At 61.9% G+C, this 19,007-nt stretch carries 19 protein-coding genes; all 19 read right to left on the bottom strand.

The annotated features are described in order from the left end of the window. Window positions 1–12 precede the first annotated feature (12 nt). The gene (locus BLS08_RS10635; protein ID WP_055986388.1) at window positions 13–1,146 is read right to left on the bottom strand and encodes a protein-glutamate methylesterase/protein-glutamine glutaminase; all 1,134 of its coding nucleotides are present in this window, start codon (window positions 1,144–1,146) and stop codon (window positions 13–15) included. Window positions 1,147–1,191: 45 nt separating this feature from the next. After that, on the bottom strand, window positions 1,192–3,411 hold the full coding sequence (locus tag BLS08_RS10630) for a chemotaxis protein CheA (protein ID WP_055986390.1): 2,220 nt from the start codon (window positions 3,409–3,411) through the stop codon (window positions 1,192–1,194). A gap of 12 nt (window positions 3,412–3,423) precedes the next feature. Next, window positions 3,424–4,212, bottom strand: coding sequence for a protein phosphatase CheZ (locus BLS08_RS10625; protein ID WP_003460774.1), 789 nt, complete (start codon window positions 4,210–4,212; stop codon window positions 3,424–3,426). 19 nt (window positions 4,213–4,231) lie between these two features. Beyond that, window positions 4,232–4,606: a chemotaxis response regulator CheY gene (locus BLS08_RS10620; RefSeq protein WP_169886842.1), complete on the bottom strand. Its 375-nt coding sequence runs from the start codon at window positions 4,604–4,606 to the stop codon at window positions 4,232–4,234. Between the two features lie 100 nt (window positions 4,607–4,706). Next, window positions 4,707–5,453, bottom strand: a complete 747-nt coding sequence (gene fliA / locus BLS08_RS10615; RefSeq protein ID WP_055986394.1) for an RNA polymerase sigma factor FliA — start codon at window positions 5,451–5,453, stop codon at window positions 4,707–4,709. Next, the gene (gene fleN, locus BLS08_RS10610; protein ID WP_003460771.1) at window positions 5,450–6,280 is read right to left on the bottom strand and encodes a flagellar synthesis regulator FleN; all 831 of its coding nucleotides are present in this window, start codon (window positions 6,278–6,280) and stop codon (window positions 5,450–5,452) included. The genes fliA and fleN overlap by 4 nt, the downstream gene beginning before the upstream one ends. 90 nt (window positions 6,281–6,370) lie before the next feature. Further along, window positions 6,371–7,681 (bottom strand): flagellar biosynthesis GTPase FlhF, encoded by a 1,311-nt coding sequence (gene flhF, locus BLS08_RS10605; protein ID WP_055986396.1) that lies wholly within the window; start codon window positions 7,679–7,681, stop codon window positions 6,371–6,373. Between the two features lie 11 nt (window positions 7,682–7,692). Next, the gene (gene flhA, locus BLS08_RS10600) at window positions 7,693–9,840 is read right to left on the bottom strand and encodes a flagellar biosynthesis protein FlhA (RefSeq protein ID WP_055986398.1); all 2,148 of its coding nucleotides are present in this window, start codon (window positions 9,838–9,840) and stop codon (window positions 7,693–7,695) included. 85 nt (window positions 9,841–9,925) lie between these two features. Further along, window positions 9,926–11,062: a flagellar biosynthesis protein FlhB gene (flhB, locus tag BLS08_RS10595; RefSeq protein ID WP_003460765.1), complete on the bottom strand. Its 1,137-nt coding sequence runs from the start codon at window positions 11,060–11,062 to the stop codon at window positions 9,926–9,928. Window positions 11,063–11,064: 2 nt separating this feature from the next. Beyond that, a complete protein-coding gene (gene fliR / locus BLS08_RS10590; RefSeq protein WP_003460764.1) occupies window positions 11,065–11,841 on the bottom strand; it encodes a flagellar biosynthetic protein FliR in 777 nt (258 codons plus the stop codon). Window positions 11,842–11,848: 7 nt separating this feature from the next. Beyond that, window positions 11,849–12,118, bottom strand: a complete 270-nt coding sequence (gene fliQ / locus BLS08_RS10585; RefSeq protein ID WP_003460763.1) for a flagellar biosynthesis protein FliQ — start codon at window positions 12,116–12,118, stop codon at window positions 11,849–11,851. 11 nt (window positions 12,119–12,129) lie between these two features. Beyond that, a complete protein-coding gene (fliP, locus tag BLS08_RS10580) occupies window positions 12,130–12,915 on the bottom strand; it encodes a flagellar type III secretion system pore protein FliP (RefSeq protein ID WP_003460762.1) in 786 nt (261 codons plus the stop codon). Next, the gene (gene fliO, locus BLS08_RS10575; protein ID WP_055986405.1) at window positions 12,915–13,346 is read right to left on the bottom strand and encodes a flagellar biosynthetic protein FliO; all 432 of its coding nucleotides are present in this window, start codon (window positions 13,344–13,346) and stop codon (window positions 12,915–12,917) included. Before fliO ends, fliP begins: the two co-directional genes overlap by 1 nt. 2 nt (window positions 13,347–13,348) lie before the next feature. Beyond that, window positions 13,349–13,822: a flagellar motor switch protein FliN gene (fliN, locus tag BLS08_RS10570; RefSeq protein WP_055986408.1), complete on the bottom strand. Its 474-nt coding sequence runs from the start codon at window positions 13,820–13,822 to the stop codon at window positions 13,349–13,351. A gap of 70 nt (window positions 13,823–13,892) precedes the next feature. Further along, window positions 13,893–14,864 carry a flagellar motor switch protein FliM gene (gene fliM, locus BLS08_RS10565; protein WP_003460756.1) on the bottom strand — a complete coding sequence of 324 codons (972 nt, stop codon included), beginning with the start codon at window positions 14,862–14,864 and terminating at the stop codon, window positions 13,893–13,895. 12 nt (window positions 14,865–14,876) lie between these two features. Then, entirely contained in the window at window positions 14,877–15,398 is a 522-nt protein-coding gene (fliL, locus tag BLS08_RS10560) for a flagellar basal body-associated protein FliL (protein WP_003460755.1), read from the bottom strand. Window positions 15,399–15,638: 240 nt separating this feature from the next. Beyond that, a complete protein-coding gene (locus BLS08_RS10555) occupies window positions 15,639–16,865 on the bottom strand; it encodes a flagellar hook-length control protein FliK (RefSeq protein WP_003460752.1) in 1,227 nt (408 codons plus the stop codon). Window positions 16,866–16,933: 68 nt separating this feature from the next. Beyond that, on the bottom strand, window positions 16,934–17,287 hold the full coding sequence (locus BLS08_RS10550; RefSeq protein ID WP_003460751.1) for an Hpt domain-containing protein: 354 nt from the start codon (window positions 17,285–17,287) through the stop codon (window positions 16,934–16,936). 30 nt (window positions 17,288–17,317) lie between these two features. Then, window positions 17,318–19,006, bottom strand: coding sequence for an ATP-binding SpoIIE family protein phosphatase (locus BLS08_RS10545; protein WP_055986410.1), 1,689 nt, complete (start codon window positions 19,004–19,006; stop codon window positions 17,318–17,320). Between the last annotated feature and the right edge of the window lies 1 nt (window position 19,007).

Here is a 19,007-nt window from a genome sequence, read left to right as displayed (position 1 = left end):
ACTTAGCGTTCGTCACTGGCAGGCCTCGGTCAGGTGCCGGCCGATGTCATCCAGGCCGTAGACCGCATCCGCCAGATTGGCTTTGACCACGGCCATGGGCATGCCATAGATCACGCAACTGGCCTCGTCCTGCGCCCACACCTGGCTACCGCCCTGTTTGAGCAGGCGCGCACCCTCACGGCCATCGGCGCCCATACCGGTGAGTACCACGGCCAGCACCTTGTCACCGTAAGACTTGGCGGCAGAGCCGAAAGTGATATCGACACAGGGTTTGTAGTTGAGGCGTTCGTCACCCGGCAGGATTTTTATCGCGCCACGCGCATCGACCATCATCTGCTTGCCACCAGGTGCCAGCAGCGCCAGGCCTGGGCGCAGGATATCGCCATCCTCAGCTTCCTTGACCTGAATGCGGCAGAGCTTGTCCAGGCGCTCGGCGAAAGCCTTGGTGAAGGCCGCCGGCATGTGCTGGATCAGAACCAGCGGCGCCGGAAAATTGGCCGGAAGCTGGGTCAGCACGCGCTGCAGCGCCACCGGGCCACCGGTCGAGGTGCCGATGGCCACCAGCTTGTAGGCCTTGCGCTTGGGCGCTGACGACGTAGGGGCTGCGCCACCGGCCGCTGCCGCCGGACGCGCAGCAACAGGAGCCGGTGCAGCAGGTCGCGTCGAGACAGCAGGACGACTGGTCGGCGCCGCGCTCGGACTAGCCGCAGTCGGCGCCGGAGCCACCGCGGCCGCACTGAAACGGCGGTTGCTGCGCGCGATGCTGTGCACCTTCTCGCACAGCATCTGCTTGACCTTTTCGGGGTTGCGCGAGATGTCTTCGAAGTTCTTCGGCAGGAAATCCACTGCCCCCGCATCCAGCGCATCGAGCGTGACGCGGGCGCCTTCATGAGTCAGCGAGGAGAACATCAGCACCGGCGTCGGACAGCGCTGCATGATGTTTCGAACCGCAGTGATGCCATCCATCATCGGCATCTCGTAATCCATGGTGATCACGTCGGGCTTGAGCGCCAACGCCTGATCAATGGCTTCCCGCCCATTGGTGGCCGTGCCCACGACCTGAATACTGGGGTCAGCAGACAGAATTTCCGACACGCGCCGACGGAAGAAACCGGAGTCGTCTACCACCAAGACCTTGACTACCATACACACTCCTAGACGGCGTGGACCTCGGGTCCACGCCGCGAAACATCAGAACCGTCGAGCGTAGCGCTTGAGCATGCTCGGTACGTCGAGAATCAATGCAATGCGTCCGTCGCCCGTGATCGTGGCGCCGGACATCCCGGGCGTGCCTTGCAGCATCTTGCCCAGCGGCTTGATTACCACTTCTTCCTGGCCGACCAGTTGATCGACGACAAAGCCGATGCGTTGGCTGCCAACGGTGACGATCACCACATGGCCTTCACCCTGCCCCTCCTGGAATGCCTGCGGCACCAGCCAGCGCTTGAGGTAGAACAGCGGCAGCGCCTTGTCGCGCACGATCACCACTTCCTGGCCGTCGACCACGTTGGTACGCGACAGGTCGAGATGGAAGATCTCGTTGACGTTGACCAGCGGGAAGGCGAAGGCCTGATTCTCCAGCATCACCATCAGCGTCGGCATGATCGCCAGGGTCAGCGGCACCTTGATGACGATCTTCGAACCCTGGCCCTTCTGCGAGAACACGTTGACCGTGCCGTTGAGCTGGGAAATCTTGGTCTTCACCACGTCCATGCCGACACCACGGCCGGACACGTCGGAGATCTCGGTCTTGGTCGAGAAGCCCGGGGCGAAGATCAGGTTGTAGCATTCGAACTCGTTGAGGCGATCGGCCGCGTCCTTGTCCAGCAGGCCTTTCTCGACGGCCTTGGCACGTAGCACGTCAGCATCCATGCCTTTGCCGTCGTCGGTGATCGACAGCAGGATATGGTCGCCTTCCTGCTCGGCGGACAGCACCACGCGGCCTGCGCGAGCCTTGCCGGCCTTCTCGCGTTCTTCCGGGGTTTCAACGCCGTGGTCGACAGCGTTGCGCACCAAGTGCACCAGCGGGTCAGCCAAGGCCTCGACCAGGTTCTTGTCGAGGTCGGTTTCCTCGCCCACCAACTCGAGGTTGATTTCCTTCTTCAGGTTGCGCGCCAGATCGCGCACCAGGCGCGGAAAGCGGCCGAAGACCTTCTTGATCGGCTGCATGCGGGTTTTCATCACCGAGGTCTGCAGATCCGCAGTCACCACGTCGAGGTTCGACACTGCCTTGGACATCGCCTCGTCGCCGCTGTTGAGCCCCAGGCGCACCAGACGGTTACGCACCAGCACCAGTTCGCCGACCATGTTCATGATCTCGTCGAGGCGCGCGGTGTCGACCCGTACGGTGGTTTCCGCTTCGCTCGCGGCCGGCGCCTTGTCAGCAGCCGGCGCGGGCGCGGCAGAAGCACGAGCAGCAGCAGGCTCAGGTTTGGCTGCTGCGGGCTTGGCAGGCGCGGCGGCCTTGGGCACTGCTGCAGGTTTGGCCGCGGCGGCAGGCGCTGGCGCCGGCTCAGCGGGCGGCACGAATTTGCCCTTGCCGTGCAATTGATCGAGCAGCGCCTCGAACTCGTCATCGGTGATCTCATCACCCGCCGGAGCGGGCGCTGCAGCAACGGCTGCAACCGGAGCAGCAGCTTCGGCGGTGGCCGAGAACTGGCCTTTGCCATGCAGTTGATCGAGCAGCGCTTCGAACTCGTCATCGGTGATCTCATCACCTGCCGCTGCGCCAGCAGGCGCAGAAGCAACTACCGCAGCGGCAGGCGTTTCGACCGTACCGGCGAACTGCCCTTTGCCGTGCAACTGATCGAGCAGCGACTCGAACTCGTCATCGGTGATCTCATCGCTGGCACTGGTCTGTGCACTCGGGGCGGCAGCCGGCGCGTCACCCAGGGCATCGAGCAGTTGCTCGAATTCGCTGTCGGTGATGTCGCCCGCGGCAGCGGACGGCGTAGCTGGCTGAGACACCGGCACGGGTTCCGGCTCGGCCTGCTGCACCGGCGCAGGAGCCGCTTCGGCGCCGCCCGGTTCGGCCAGGCGTGCCAATGCCGCCAGAAGTTCAGGCGACGCGGGCGTCGGCTCGCGGCGCTCACGCACCTCGCCGAACATGCCATTGATAGCATCAAGAGCCTCGAGCACCACATCCATCAACTCCGACTCGACGCGACGCTCACCCTTGCGCAGGATGTCGAAGACGTTTTCGGCGATATGGCAGCACTCCACCAACTCGTTGAGTTGGAGGAAACCCGCTCCACCCTTGACGGTATGAAAACCGCGGAAGATGGCATTGAGCAGGTTCATGTCGTCCGGTCGGCTTTCCAGCTCGACTAACTGTTCGGACAACTGTTCGAGAATCTCGCCGGCCTCTACCAGGAAATCCTGGAGGATCTCTTCATCGGCGCCGAAGCTCATATTGTGTGCTCCTTAGAACCCTAGGCTGGACAGCAGGTCGTCGACATCGTCTTGGTTGGAGGCAACGTCATCACGCTTATCGGCATGAATCTGCGGACCTTCACCCCGCGATGGTTCTTTTAATTTTTCCTGTTCGGCGCGTAGCACGTCGTGGTTGTGCTGAATGCCGGCAAAACGGTCGACCTGGCTGGCCATGAGCATCAGCTTGAGCAGGTTGCTTTCCACTTCGGTCACCAGTTGGGTGACACGCTTGATCACCTGGCCGGTGAGGTCCTGGTAGTCCTGCGCCAACAGAATGTCGTTGAGATGACCGGAGAGCTTGGCGCCATCTCGCTCGCTACGGGCGAGGAACAGCTCGACACGCTTGGCCAGCTCACGAAAGCCATCGGCACCGATTTCGCGGCGCATGAAACGACCCCACTCGACGCTCAGGCTTTGCGCTTCATCGCTCAGGTCGTTGACCAGCGGCGCGCTCTGCTCCACCAGATCCATGGTCCGGTTGGCAGCCTTTTCGGTCATGGTCACGACGTAGTTCAGGCGTTCGGTAGCGTCGGCGATCTGCGACAGTTCCTGGGCATGCGGCATACGCGGATCGAGCTGAAAATTGACAATGGCGTTGTGCAGTTCACGGGTCAGTTTGCCGACCTCGTGATACAGCCCGCGATCGCGGACCTTGTTCAGCTCGTTGATCAGTTGCACCGCAGCGCCGAAATTACCTTGCTCAAGGCTATCGACCAGATCGCGGGCATTGCTTTTCAGGGTCGACTCGAGGTCACCCAGCGTGGAGTCATCATGTTCCATAGCACCCTCGCGGCTGACATCAGCCGTTGACCCGCTCGAAGATCTTCTCGATCTTTTCCTTCAACACCTGAGCGGTGAAGGGCTTGACCACGTAGCCATTCACACCGGCCTGGGCCGCCTCGATGATCTGATCGCGCTTGGCTTCGGCAGTCACCATCAGCACCGGCAGGTGCTTGAGGCGATCGTCGGCACGTACCGCACGCAGCAGGTCGATGCCGGTCATGCCGGGCATGTTCCAGTCGGTCACCAGAAAGTCGAAACTGCCGCTTTGCAGCATCGGCAGCGCCGAGGTGCCGTCATCGGCTTCCGCGGTGTTGGTGAAACCCAAGTCCCGCAAGAGGTTCTTGATGATCCGTCGCATCGTCGAGAAATCGTCAACGATGAGGATTTTCATGTTCTTGTCCAAGTCGACCTCCGTACAGTCCCAAACGTATTGCGCTTGCAACTACGCCCTTTAATCGTGAAACCGTTTTGCGCCTGCGAGTACGCCGCGTTCAGCCAGCGCGCCATTCACTCAGCCGCGAGCGCAAACGCGCCGCGCACTGGCTGTGCAACTGGCTCACGCGTGACTCGCTAACCCCCAGCACTTCACCGATTTCCTTCAAGTTCAGTTCTTCATCGTAATACAGCGCCAGCACCAGACGTTCGCGCTCCGGCAAACCGGCGATGGCATCGGCCAAGGCCGCCTGGAAGCGTTCGTCTTCGAGGTTCCGCGAAGGTTCGAGGTGAGTGTGTCCGGCGTCTTCGTGCAACCCGCCATGCTCGCCGTCCTGCAACAGGTCGTCGAAACTAAACAGGCGGCTGCCCAAAGTGTCGCCAAGAATGCCGTAGTAATCTTCCAGACTCAATTGGAGTTCGGCCGCAACCTCGTGATCTTTAGCGTCCCGCCCGGTTCTTGCCTCAACGACACGAATCGCATCGCTGACCATACGGCTGTTGCGGTGCACCGAACGCGGCGCCCAATCACCCTTGCGCACCTCGTCGAGCATGGAGCCGCGAATACGGATACCGGCGAAGGTCTCGAAACTGGCACCCTTGCCGGAGTCGTATTTGCGCGAGGCTTCGAGCAGGCCGATCATGCCGGCCTGGATAAGATCATCAACCTGCACGCTGGCCGGCAGACGAGCCAGCAGGTGGAAGGCAATGCGCTTGACCAGCGGTGCATAGCGCTCGATCAACTGGTGCTGGGAGTCCTGCGCCTGAGCCTTGTTGTACATGCGAAGTCCAGAAGCTGCTGTCATATGGCCGAGTCTGCAGTCGGTTGTTGCACCAGACGCTCGACGAAAAACTCCAGATGGCCACGGGGATTGGCCGGCAACGGCCAGGTATCGACCTTCTGAGCGATCGCCTTGAACGCCAGAGCGCACTTGGATCGAGGGAAGGCTTCATAGACGGCGCGCTGCTTCTGCACGGCCTTGCGCACACACTCATCGTAGGGCACGGCGCCAACATACTGCAGGGCGACATCGAGGAAGCGATCCGTCACCTTGGTCAGCTTAGCAAAGAGATTGCGGCCTTCCTGCGGGCTGTGCGCCATGTTGGCCAGAACACGGAAGCGGCTGATGCCGTGATCACGATTGAGCAGCTTGATCAACGCATAAGCATCAGTGATCGAGGTCGGCTCATCGCAGACCACCACGAGAATTTCCTGCGCGGCACGGACGAAGCTGACCACGGCATCACCGATGCCGGCGGCGGTGTCGATCACCAGCACGTCGAGGTTCTCGCTGATGTCGCTGAAGGCCTGGATCAGCCCGGCATGCTGCATCGGCGTGAGGCTGACCATGCTCTGCGTGCCAGAAGCAGCCGGCACGATACGGATGCCGCCCGGCCCCTGCAGGAGGACGTCGCGCAGGTCGCACTCACCGGCAATCACATCGGCCAGGGTGCGTTTGGGGGTCAGGCCCAGCAATACATCGACATTGGCCAGGCCCAGGTCAGCGTCCATCAACATCACCCGACGACCAAGGTCAGCCAGGGCCATGGACAGATTGACTGATACGTTGGTCTTGCCGACACCGCCCTTGCCGCCGGTCACTGCGATCACCTGTACGGGATGCATACCCATGTTCTTTCTACACCTTGTCTAACTTCGACGTGGCCCTCGGGCCGTTCACTCCCACGCACCTGCGCGAGAGGGTGCAACACTGTCGCTATTTCAGCCGGCGCGCTGCGCCGGGTTGTGGTAGAGACCGGCGAACATCTGCGCCATGGCGTCTTCACTCGGTTCCTCAACTGCCTGCAGCCCCACGGCACGGCTGACCAGCTGATGGCTACGCGGCACCTGCAGATCGTCCGGAATCCGCGGCCCGTCCGTCACATAGGCTACCGGCAGTTGCTGGCCTATAGCCAGACCTAAAACCTCACCCAGACTCGCGGCTTCGTCCAGTTTCGTCAGTATGCAGCCTGAAAGGCCACAACGCTTGTAACTATGGTAGGCCGCCTTGAGCACTTGGCTCTGACTTGTTGCGGCCAGCACCAGATAATTCTTCGCCTTGATGCGTGCCGAGGCCAGGCTCTCCAACTGCAGACGCAGCGCCGGATCGTTGCCTGGCAGGCCAGCGGTATCGACCAGCACCACGCGTTTCTTGGCCAGCGGCGCCAGAGCCTGCAGCAGAGACTGACCAGGGTCGATCTGAGTCACCGACACGCCGAGAATGCGCCCCAGGGTCTTGAGCTGCTCCTGTGCGCCGATGCGAAAGCTGTCCATGCTCACCAGAGCGACCTGTTGCGCGCCGTACTTAAGCACATAACGCGCAGCCAGCTTGGCCAGGGTAGTGGTCTTGCCCATGCCGGCCGGGCCAACCAGCGCGATCACACCACCCTCTTCCAGCGGCTCGACCTTGGGCGTAGTGATCGCGTGAGCCAGATGCGCCAGCAGCATGCGCCAGGCCTGACGCGGCTCGGCCACACCGGCCACCTTGCTCAGCAGCGCCTGCGATAGCTCGGCAGACAGCCCCATGCGCTGCAGGCGGCGCCACAGATTGGCCTGCTGCGGGCGGCGGTTCTGCAGTTGTCCCCAGGCGATGGAGCCCAGTTGCACTTCGATCAGCTCACGCAGGCCGTTGAGCTCGAAGCGCATGGCATCCAGCGCACGTGGATCGACCGCCGGCGCAGCAGGCGCTACGGCCTCGACCGGGCGCTGCGGCTTGACCGGAGTCGCCGGCAGCTCGGGTGCCAACAACGACTCGTTGGCGAACAGTTGGCGATCCTTGCCAGCATCCTGCTCGGCACGCGTGCTCAGCTCCGCCTGGGCGCTGGCGATGCGCGCCTGGGTCTTGCGCAGCTCGGCTTCCAGCGCCGGGTTCGGACGCACGGGTGCCGGCACCTGATAATCCAGCGCAGCAGTCAGTTCGACACCACCGGCGACACGGCGATTGCCGATGATCGCGGCATCGGCGCCCAATTCATCACGCACCAGTTTCATGGCGGTCCGCATATCGGCGGCGAAGAAGCGTTTGACCTGCATGACCCTTTACCTCAGTTCTGGCCAACCGTAGCGACTATGGTGACCTGCTTGTTGTCCGGAATTTCCTGGTAGGCCAGCACGTGCATGCTGGGTACCGCCAGCCGCGCGAAGCGCGACAACATCGCCCGGATCGGTCCGGCCACCAGTAAAATCACCGGCTTGCCGAGCATTTCCTGGCGCTGCGCCGCTTCCACCAGGGAACGCTGCAGCTTCTCGGCCATGCCCGGTTCGAGGAGGATGCCATCCTCGCTGCCCTGACCGGTCTTCTGCAGACTGTTCAGCAAAATCTGTTCCAACCTTGGTTCCAGGGTGATCACAGGCAGCTCCGGCTCTAGCCCCACGATGCTTTGCACAATGGCGCGGGCCAGCGACACGCGCACCGCGGCGACCATCGCGGCGGGATCTTGACTCTTCGGCGCGACGCTGGCGATGGCCTCGGCGATGGTGCGCATGTCGCGCACCGGCACCTGCTCCTGCAGCAGCGCCTGCAACACCTTGAGCAGCGTCGACAGCGATACCAAACCCGGCACCAACTCTTCGGCCAGCTTCGGCGAACTCTTGGCCAGCAACTGCATCAACTGCTGCACTTCCTCGTGCCCCAGCAGCTCGTGGGCATGCTTGTGCAGGATCTGGTTGAGGTGAGTGGCAACCACGGTACTGGCATCGACCACGGTATAGCCCAGCGACTGCGCCTGATCGCGCTGAGTGGGGTCGATCCACACGGCCTCCAGACCGAACGCCGGATCCTTGGCGGCAATACCATTGAGCGGGCCGAACACCTGGCCGGGGTTGATCGCCAGTTCGCGATCCGGATACACCTCGGCCTCGGCCACGCTGACGCCCATCAGCGTCAAGCGGTAGGCGTTGGGCGCCAGATCGAGGTTGTCGCGAATATGCACCGAGGGCATGAGAAAGCCCATTTCCTGCGACAGCTTCTTGCGCACACCCTTGATCCGCGCCAGCAACTGGCCACCCTGGTTGCGATCGACCAGCGGAATCAGCCGGTAGCCGACCTCCAGGCCGACCATGTCCACCGGGGTGACGTCGTCCCAGCCCAGTTCCTTGACCTCCTGCGCCTTCTGCGCCGGCAGCAGCTCCTGTTGGCGCTGTACCTCCTTGACCTCCTCTTCCTTGGTCTTGCGCTGCTTGTTAGCGATCCAGTAGGCGGCGCCAGCGGCCACCAGGCCCAGGCTGATAAAGGAGAAATGCGGCATGCCGGGCACCAGACCCATGGCAATCATGATCGCCGCCGCCACCGCCAACGCCCGCGGCGAAGCAAACATCTGCCGGTTGACCTGGGCGCCCATGTCCTCGGAGCTGGAAACACGGGTCACCATCACCGCGGCGGCGGTGGACAGCAGCAGGGAGGGAATCTGTGCGACCAGGCCGTCGCCGATGGTCAGCAGGGTGTAGACCTTGCCCGCCTCGGCGAACGGCAGGCCGTGCTGCAGCACGCCGATGGCGATACCGCCGATGAGGTTGATGAACAGAATCAGCAGGCCGGCGATGGCGTCGCCGCGGACAAACTTGCTGGCACCGTCCATCGAGCCGTAGAAATCTGCCTCCTGCGCCACTTCACTGCGGCGTTTCTTGGCTTCGTTCTGATCGATCAGGCCAGCATTGAGGTCGGCGTCGATAGCCATCTGCTTGCCAGGCATGGCATCGAGGGTGAAGCGCGCGCTCACTTCGGAAATCCGTCCGGCACCCTTGGTGACCACCACGAAGTTGATGATCATGAGGATGGCGAACACCACGATACCGACCACGTAGTTACCGCCGATCACCACCTCACCGAAGGCCTGGATCACCTGCCCCGCCGCGCCGTGGCCCTCGTGGCCGTTGAGCAGCACCACGCGGGTCGAAGCCACGTTCAGCGCCAGACGCAACAACGTGGCCGCCAGCAGGATGGTAGGGAACACGGCGAAATCCAGCGGTCGCAACGCATAGATGCTGACCAGCAGCACGACGATGGACAGCGCGATGCTGAAGGTGAACAGAGTGTCGAGCAGAAACGGCGGGATCGGCAGCATGACCATGCCGAGCATGACCAGCAGCAGCAGGGGGATACCCAGGTTGCCGTGGCGCAAACCTGCAAGGTTGCTGCGTACGTCACCGATTAGCTGTGCGCGATCTACTGCCACGTCCCTACCCCAAACCATTCAATCTTTTGACGCGAAAGTGCGTCCTGAAGGGGTAATGGCAAGAAGCGTTCCATAAATGACAGGGCAGCGCCCAAGACGCACGTTACGAATCACGACGCAGATCTGGCGGGATGGGCAAATCCGGTAACGGGCCGGGGCGCTTGCCCTTGCCGGCCTGGTACTGACGCAGCTGATAGACGTAGGCCAGCACCTGCGCCACCGCCAGATAGAGACCGGCGGGGATTTCCTGATCGAGTTCGGTAGAGTAGTAAACGGCCCGCGCCAGCCCCGGTGATTCCAACACCATCACCTTGTGCTCCTGGGCGATCTCACGAATCTTCAGCGCCAGGAAGTCGCCGCCCTTGGCCAGCAACAGCGGCGCCCCTCCCTTCTCCGGGTCGTACTTGAGCGCCACGGCGAAGTGCGTCGGGTTGGTAATCACCACATCGGCCTGCGGTACGGCCTGCATCATGCGGCGTTCAGCCATTTCACGCTGCAACTGACGAATGCGTCCCTTGACCTCGGGTTTGCCCTCGGTGTCCTTGTACTCGTCGCGGACCTCCTGCTTGGTCATCTTCAGCTTCTGCTTGTGACTCCACAGCTGGAATGGCGCATCCACGGCGGCGATCAGGATCAGGCCACAGGACAGCCAAAAAGCGCTCCAGCCGACCACCTTCAGACTGTGCAGGATGGCCGGCTCGATGGGCTCATTGGCGATGGCCAGCAAATCGTCCTGATCCACCGAAAGTACCACCAGCGCCACGGCGAGGATGACCAGGAACTTGGCCAACGCTTTGAGCAACTCGACCAGCGCCTGAACCGAGAACATGCGTTTGAGCCCCGCCAGCGGATTCATCCGACTGGCCTTGGGCTGCAGTGCTTCCGTGGAAAATAGCCAGCCGCCCAAAGCGATGGGGCCGACGATAGAGGCGATCAGCAAGGCGATCAAGAATGGCTGCATCGCCAGCAGGGCTTCCTTGCCGGAAGCCAGCAGGTAAAGCGCCATGCTGCGCTCGCTCATCAACACCTCACGCGGCAGGCTGAAATTGCCGCGCATGATGTCCATCAGCACGTTGCCCATGTAGGCACCGAAGATAATCAGGGCCATGGTGCCGGTGAGGGTGACCGCCAGGGTATTGAGCTCCTTGGAACGGGCGATCTGACCTTTCTTGCGCGACTCTTCAAGTCGCTTGCCTGTGGGTTCCTCGCTTTTGTCGGCACCGCTCTCGCTTTCGGCCATGGCTACCTCACCAGAGCGAATTCACCCAGCTGCTGCAAAGCATCGCTGGCCAGCGCCTGGAACAGGCTGCCGAAATCGGAAAGGCTGATCCAGTAGATCACCAGGCCCAGGGCCAGCGTCAACGGGAAACCGATGGAAAAGATATTGAGCTGTGGCGCTGCGCGCGTCATCACGCCAAATGCCAGGTTGATCACCAGCAACGCAGTCACTGCCGGCAAGGTCAACAGCAGGCCCGCGCCGATCACCCAACTCAGCTTGCCCGCCAGTGTCCAGTAATGGTTGACCATGAAACCCTGGCCGTAAGGCAAGGTGACGAAACTCTCCGCCAGAATCTCCAACGCCACCAGATGACCGTTGATCGCCAGAAACAGCAGGGTCACCAGCATCAGCATGAACTGGCCAAGCACCGGCACCGACACGCCATTGGTCGGGTCCACCATGGAGGCGAAGCCCAGGCCCATCTGCATGGCGATAATCTGCCCGGCCACGGCAAACAGGTGGAAGAACAACTGCAGGATGAAGCCGAACATGGCGCCGATCAGCACCTGTTCAAGTATCAGCAACAGGCTGCGCAAGTTCAGCGCATCAACCTGCGGCATCGGCGGCAATACCGGCACCAGCACGATGGTGATGGCCAGCGCCAGATACAGGCGCACACGGGTCGGAACCAGTTGGGTGCCGATGATCGGCATGACCATCAACATCGCGGCGATGCGGAACAACGGCAGCAGAAACTGGCCCACCCAGCTGCTGATCTGCGCATCGCTCAACTCCAACATGGCACCCTCAGCCGATCAGGTAGGGAATGTTCTGGATCAGCGTCTGGGTGTACTCCATCAGCTGACTGACCAGCCAGGGGCCGGCCCAGATCAGGGTAACCAGCATCACGATCAGGCGCGGCAGGAAGCTCAGCGTCTGTTCGTTGATTTGCGTGGCCGCCTGGAACATGGCCACGATCAACCCCACCACCAGACTCGGCACCACGGCCAGACCGACGATCAGCACGATCAGCCAGAGCGCTTCACGAAACAGATCAACCGCAACCTCGGGAGTCATCATCAGCCTCGCTATAAGGTGCCGAAACTGGCGGCCAGTGTGCCCATGATCAGCGCCCAACCATCGACCAGGACGAACAGCATGATCTTGAACGGCAAAGAGATGATCAGTGGCGAGAGCATCATCATGCCCATCGCCATGAGGATACTGGCGACCACCATGTCGATGATCAAAAACGGGATGAAGATCATGAAGCCGATCTGGAACGCGGTCTTCAGCTCGGAGGTGACGAAGGCCGGCACCAGAATGGTCAGCGGCACGTCCTCCACGCTGGCCAGGTCGGTGCGTTTGGACAGCCGCACGAACAGGGCCAGGTCGCTCTCACGGGTCTGCGCCAGCATGAAGTCGCGAATCGGCACCTCTGCCCGGCTCAGCGCTTCTTGAGCGATGATTTCCTCGTTCAGGTAGGGCTGCAGGGCATCGGTGTTAATCCGGTCGAAGATCGGCGCCATGATGAACATCGTCAGAAACAGCGCCAAGCCAACGAGAATCTGGTTCGAGGGGGTCTGCTGCAGACCCAGGGCCTGACGCAGGATGGAAAAGACGATGATGATGCGGGTGAAGCTGGTCATCAGCATGACGAACGCCGGTATGAAACTCAGCGCCGTCATGATCAGCAAAATCTGCAGGCTGACCGAATACTCCTGCTGCCCCTCGGCATCCGTCGACAGGGTAATGGCCGGGATCGACAATGGGTTGCTGCCCTGCTGAATCAGCGAACTGGCACTCGGCGGATCTTCGGCGAACGCCAGTGAAGCAGCCAGGCTCAGCAGCACTACCAGCAACAAACGCAACATCAGGATTTGTCCTTCTGATCCTTGCCCAGCAGCTCCATCAGGCGCTGGGCAAACTCCGGCGTAGCGGGCTCGGCATCGGCCAGGTGCACGGGCTCCTTGAGCACATGCAGAGGTGCGATACGCCCGGCAGACAATCCCAGCAGAATCTGCTCGTTGCCCACCTGCACCAGCACCAGGCGATCACGCGGCCCCAGCGGTTGCGTGGCCAACAGCTTGATCACCTGCCCGCTGCGTGGCGCCAGTTGCTGCACGCGGCGCAACAGCCAGGCCAGAACGAAGATAAGGCCGATGACCAGCAGTAACCCCAGCAGCAACTGCCCCAGCTGGCCGGCCACATCGCTGCCGGCCATGGGCGTGGCGACCTTGTCCGCAGGCTCTGCTGCCAGCGCAAGCCCGGGCAGCGCAAGCAACAACGCTAAAAGTCGGGTCATAATCAGCGCAGCTTCTTGATACGTTCGCTGGGGCTGATCACATCCGTCAGGCGGATGCCGAACTTCTCGTTGACCACCACCACCTCACCGTGAGCGATCAGGGTGCCGTTGACCAGCACATCGAGCGGTTCACCAGCCAGGCGATCCAACTCGATCACCGAGCCCTGGTTGAGCTGCAGCAGGTTGCGGATGGTGATATCGGTGTTGCCGACCTCCATGGAAATGGACACCGGAATGTCGAGAATCACATCCAGGTTCGGCCCATCGAGATTGGCCGGCAGGTTGCTTGGCGGCGCACTGCCGAACTCTTCCATCGGCGCACGCGGAGCGGCCGGTGCCGCAGGCGCAGGAGTCTCCTGCGCAGCCAGCATCGCATCGATGTCGTCCTGCCCGGCATCGCCCGCCTCGGCCAGCGCTGCCGCCCACTCATCGGCCAGAGCCTGTTCCTCGGGAGAGGTATTTTCTTCGTCTGCCATCGTTTTTCCTCGCCTGGCTTCAGCTATTCGCTCACATCGGGCCTAGCGGCCCTGAAGCATGACCAGCACTTCAGCGCTGGCGTTCGATTGGTTCCAGCACCTGCAGGGCCAGATTGCCCTTGTGTGCGCCTAGTTTGACCTTGAAAGTCGGTACGCCATTAGCACGCATGACCACATGCTCCGGCAATTCCACCGGAATCACATCGCCCGGCTGCATGTGCAGGATGTCGCGCAACTTCAACTGGCGGCGCGCGACCGTGGCCGCGAGCGGCACGCTGACATCGAGGATGTCCTCACGCAGCGCCTTGATCCAGCGCTCGTCCTGATCGTCGACATCGGACTGAAAGCCGGCATCGAGCATCTCGCGGATCGGTTCGATCATCGAGTACGGCATGGTGATATGCAGGTCACCACCACCGCCGTCGAGTTCGATATGGAAGGTCGACACGACCACCACCTCGCTCGGGCTGACGATATTGGCCAGCGCCGGGTTGACCTCGGAGTTGACGTACTCGAAGTTGATATCCATCACCGCGTGCCAGGCCTCACGCAGGTCGACGAACGCCTGGTCGAGCACCATGCGCACCACGCGCAGTTCGGTGGGGGTGAACTCGCGCCCCTCGATCTTGGCGTGACGGCCGTCACCGCCAAAGAAATTGTCGACCAGCTTGAATACCAACTTGGCATCGAGGATGAACAGACCGGTGCCGCGCAACGGCTTCATCTTCACCAGGTTGAGACTGGTAGGCACGTACAGCGAATGCACGTATTCGCCGAACTTCATCACCTGCACACCACCGACGGCGACGTCGGCCGAGCGGCGCAGCAGGTTGAACATGCTGATGCGGGTATAACGGGCAAAGCGCTCGTTGATCATCTCCAGCGTCGGCATGCGCCCACGGACGATGCGATCCTGACTGGTCAGGTCATATTGCTTGACGCTACCCGGCTCGGCAGCGTCCTCGGTTTCCACCAGGCCGTCATCGACGCCATGCAACAGCGCATCGATCTCGTCCTGGGAAAGCAGGTCTTGCACGGCCATCTTCGGCTCCCGCTACTGCAACACGAAATTGGTGAACAGCACCTGCTCGACCACAGTGCTGCCGGTTTCCTTCTGCGCCAGCTCCTGCACGCTGGCCAGCGCCTGCTGCAACAGCATTTCCTTGCCCAGCGGTGTTTGCAGCACGGCGAAGTCCTGACCGGAGAGCAGCATCACCAGGCGATTACGCAGTACCGGCATGTGTACCTTGAGCTTCTCCATCCCTGCGGCATCGCGACTCATCAGGGCCATGCTCACCTGCAGGTAGCGGGTGCGATTCTGATAATTGAAATTGACCACGAAGGCCGGCATCAAGTCCTGATAAATAGCTGGCTGTTGTACCGGAGCCGCTGGCGCGGCCGCTTCTGCCGGCTTGGCCTCCTCGCTCTTGTCACCCTTGCTGAGGATGAACCAGGTACCGCCCACGGAAAGACCGACGGCCAGCAGCAACCCCAGCACGATGAGGATGATCAGTTTGAGCTTGCTCTTGCCGGCGGGTTGCCCATCGCCAGCCGATGCCGCTTCTTTCTTAGCCATGCCAATAATCCGTCACTATCGGAGTTCATTCCGCATTCAAAGGGTTAGGAGCAAGTGTTATGCCAGCAGATGAGCTGATTTGTCTAACTCCGGGCTGCGGATTTAACAGCGCCGCGCCCTTGCTGTCACCCAAAATACATGCGCCCGGGCACCTTTCGATGACCCGGGCGAATGCAAGTCTAGCGGAGCAACGCCCATCGTCGGGCCATGCTGTGTAACGCCATCCGGTGCGCGTGCCACTCAGGCGTAATAGTCAACCAGCCCACGACCGGCAACCAGGCGCTCGCCATGCACCTCCTGCTGAACACCCGTGAGCAATTCCTCACTGCCCAGTCGCTCATCGCGTCCAGCCACACTGCCACGCCCACCCTCGCCCTGTCCTTGCCAGCCGCGATTGAGCGACTGATCGGAAACATTGGCGTCAGCCAGGTTCATACCCTGCTGGGCGAACAGCTCACGCAGGCGATGCATCTGACCTTCCAGCGCATCACGCACCCCGGCATTGGGGCTGGCAAACGTCACCTGGGCCTGATCCTGAGACAGATTCACCCGCACTTCGAGACGCCCAAGATCGGCAGGGTCCAGCTGAATCTCAGCCGACTTGAGGTTCTGACTGGAAAGCCACATGACACGATCCACCACCGCCTCGCTCCAGCCGCCCTGTTGCATGGCGACCGGCTGACCGGGTACCAGTGGCAGGCGTTGCGCGGCGCCAGCCTGATGGTTGAGCGCCTGCGTCAGCGCATTGAGCTTGCTGACGAACTGATCCGGGCGATTGGGCTGCACGCTGTCCTTGAGGCTTTCCAATGCTTCCTTGGTCAGGCTTTCCAGCGGCAGCTCAAGCATCGACTCCTCGCTGCTCTCAGCAAGCGGCTCGCCCTTGCCCATGGCTGCCATGGCGGCGGCGAAATCCGTACTGGTCGCCACTCGGGTACTTTTGGCCGCTGCATCCTGTGGTGCCTGGGCCTTGCCTGCCTCCTCCATCGACTGCTTGAGCAGCGCCAGTGGGTCGAGCGCATCATTTTCCAGCACAGGCTCGCCCTGCTCGGCGGCAGCCGGGGCGGCGCCGCTAATGATCAAAGCCGGCACATCCGACGCCACTTCGGCTAACGGAGCCTCCTCCAGCGGAACCTGAATACCACCCAGCGCCATCGCCAGAAGTGGATCGAGCTCTTCTTCCCCCCCTTCCTGGGCCGGCAAGGAGTTGCCGGGCGCGGCAACCACAGGCTGCTCGGCGGCAGCCGGGGCAGCCTCGGTTTCTTCCCTGGCGGTATCAGCGCTCTGCTCCGGGCTGGTTTTATCAGTGCTGCCAGCACCCTCGCCAGGCTTGGCCTGACGCTCCCTTGCATAGACCTCGGCAAAGCTGGAAGCACCGTTATTCCTGGGTTCCGGCGCTTTGGCCGGCTGCTTCGCTTTACTCTTCACCTCAGGCGTGGCCTGCAGGCGTAAATCGGGCAACGCGGACATGGACGCTCTCCGTCTGATTGAATCGTGACGGGATCAGAGCAAGGGACGGGCCAACTTCGGCAAAGGCCTCAGACGCGATAGCGCTGACGCTCGGATTTGAACAGGATGCGGACGATGGCGAACTCACGTTCGATCTGCTCGATCAGGGCCGGAGCCAGTTCCAGCGCCTCGCGCCGACCTGCATCCTCCAGCTCCTTGCACAGGCCGGCCAACAATACCGCACCCATGTTGCTGCAACTGCCCTTGAAGCTGTGCGCAGCCAGGCGCAGCTCCTGTGCGTTACCCTCGTCCAGCGCCTGATGCAACATACGCAAACGCTCTTCGGAGTCAACGACGAAGGTATCGAGCAATGTCGGGTATTCGTCTTCCATGACATCCTGCAAGGCAGCCAGCACAGCATCGTCGAGATGGATATCGGACACCGGGTCACTCCCTGAACATCAAGAGGCCGATTATGCCTCAGTGAGCCAGCAAAACTCCACGCGAACGCCACGGCCGTCAGGGTAAAGCTCGAGGCCATCGCTGAGCTCACGCACCAGTGCCAGCCCTCGCCCACACAGAGCATCGTCGGCCGCACTGGGGAGGCCAGCCGGGTCGAAACCTGGCCCGCTATCCTCCACCTGTACGATCAGGCGGCCGCCCTGCTCCTGCGGCAGCATCTGCAGGTGAAAGCGCACATACCCCTCATCCAGTGAGGCCAGGCGCAGATGCCGCTCCCGGTAGTACTCGGCAAAGCCCCTGGCATCGCGCTTGAGCGAGGAATCCAGGTTCATCACCCCATGCTCCAGGGCATTGGAATAGAGCTCGGCCAGCACGGTATACAGCTCGCCGCCACGCGGGCGCAGCGCCCTGACATCGAGCAGCAGCTGCAACAGAAACGGCAGCGGATTGAAGTGACGCAGACTCAGCGCACGAAACTCAAAGCTGGCTGACCAGTCCATCACACTGACCTGCCCACTGTCGGCAAAGGCCAGCGGGCGGGGACGCTCCTCATCGTCGGCAAGCCCGACCTGAACCATGCTGACGTCGTCTTGCTGCTCGCCTCGAAAGGCCAGTAGTGCCTGCTGGATCTCATCGAACAATGCCTGCGGCTGCCGATTGGCTTGCAGCAACTCGAGCAGGCGCGCCTCACCGAACAACTGACCATGCCGGTCGCTGGCCTCGAGTACGCCGTCGCTGAGCAGAAAGATGCGATCCCCCGGCGCCAGTGGATAGACCTCGCAACGATCACTGAAGGCTGCCTGCTCGAGAATCCCCAATGGCAGATGACGGGACACCAGCGGCTGCTGTGGGCGGCCATCGGCATGCAGCAGGTAGCCATCGGGCAGCCCGCCGTTCCACACCTCGAGCAAACCGCGCTTGCTGCTGATATTGAGCAAGGTGGCGCAGCAGAAAACCCCCACCGGCAGGATACGCTTGAGCTTGGCATTGATCTCGCGGAGGATCTCAGCCAGCGCATGCCCCTTGGCGGTCATGCCATAAAACACCTCGGCCAGCGGCATCGCGCCAATAGCCGCCGGCAAACCATGACCGGTGAAGTCCCCCAGCATCACATGCATACCACCGGACGGCTTGTAGGCCGCCAGTAGCAGGTCGCCATTGAACAGGGCGAAGGGCGACTGCATGTAACTGATGTTCGGTGCATCCAGGCAGCCGGAATGCGCCACCTTGTCGAATACGGCCTTGGCAACGCGCTGCTCACGCAGCAGATGCTCGTTGTGCCGGGCGATCAGGTCGCGCTGTTGCAGTACGGTGTCATGCAGGCGGCGCAAACGATCCATTGCACCGATCTTCGCCTCGAGTATCACCCGGTTGTAGGGCTTGGCGAGAAAGTCGTCGCCACCGGCCTCGAGACAGCGTACCAGCGCCTCACCCTCGGTCAGCGAAGTGAGGAAGATGATCGGCACCAGCGCCTCGCCGGCCTGATCCTTGATCCGCCGCGCCGCCTCGAAGCCATCCATCACCGGCATCAGCGCATCCATCAGCACCAGGTGCGGACGCTCCTGCTCGAACAGAGCGACCGCCTCCAGGCCATTGCTGGCGGTCAATACGCGGTGGCCCTGACGACTGACGATGGTGGACAACAGCATGCGGTCGGCCGCGTTGTCCTCGGCAATCAGAATGGCAAGTCGCTCAGGCATG

Source organism: Ectopseudomonas chengduensis (genome assembly GCF_900102635.1).
GTDB classification, from domain to species: Bacteria; Pseudomonadota; Gammaproteobacteria; order Pseudomonadales; family Pseudomonadaceae; genus Aquipseudomonas; species Aquipseudomonas chengduensis.
This window is presented reverse-complemented; position numbering and strand designations above follow the sequence as displayed.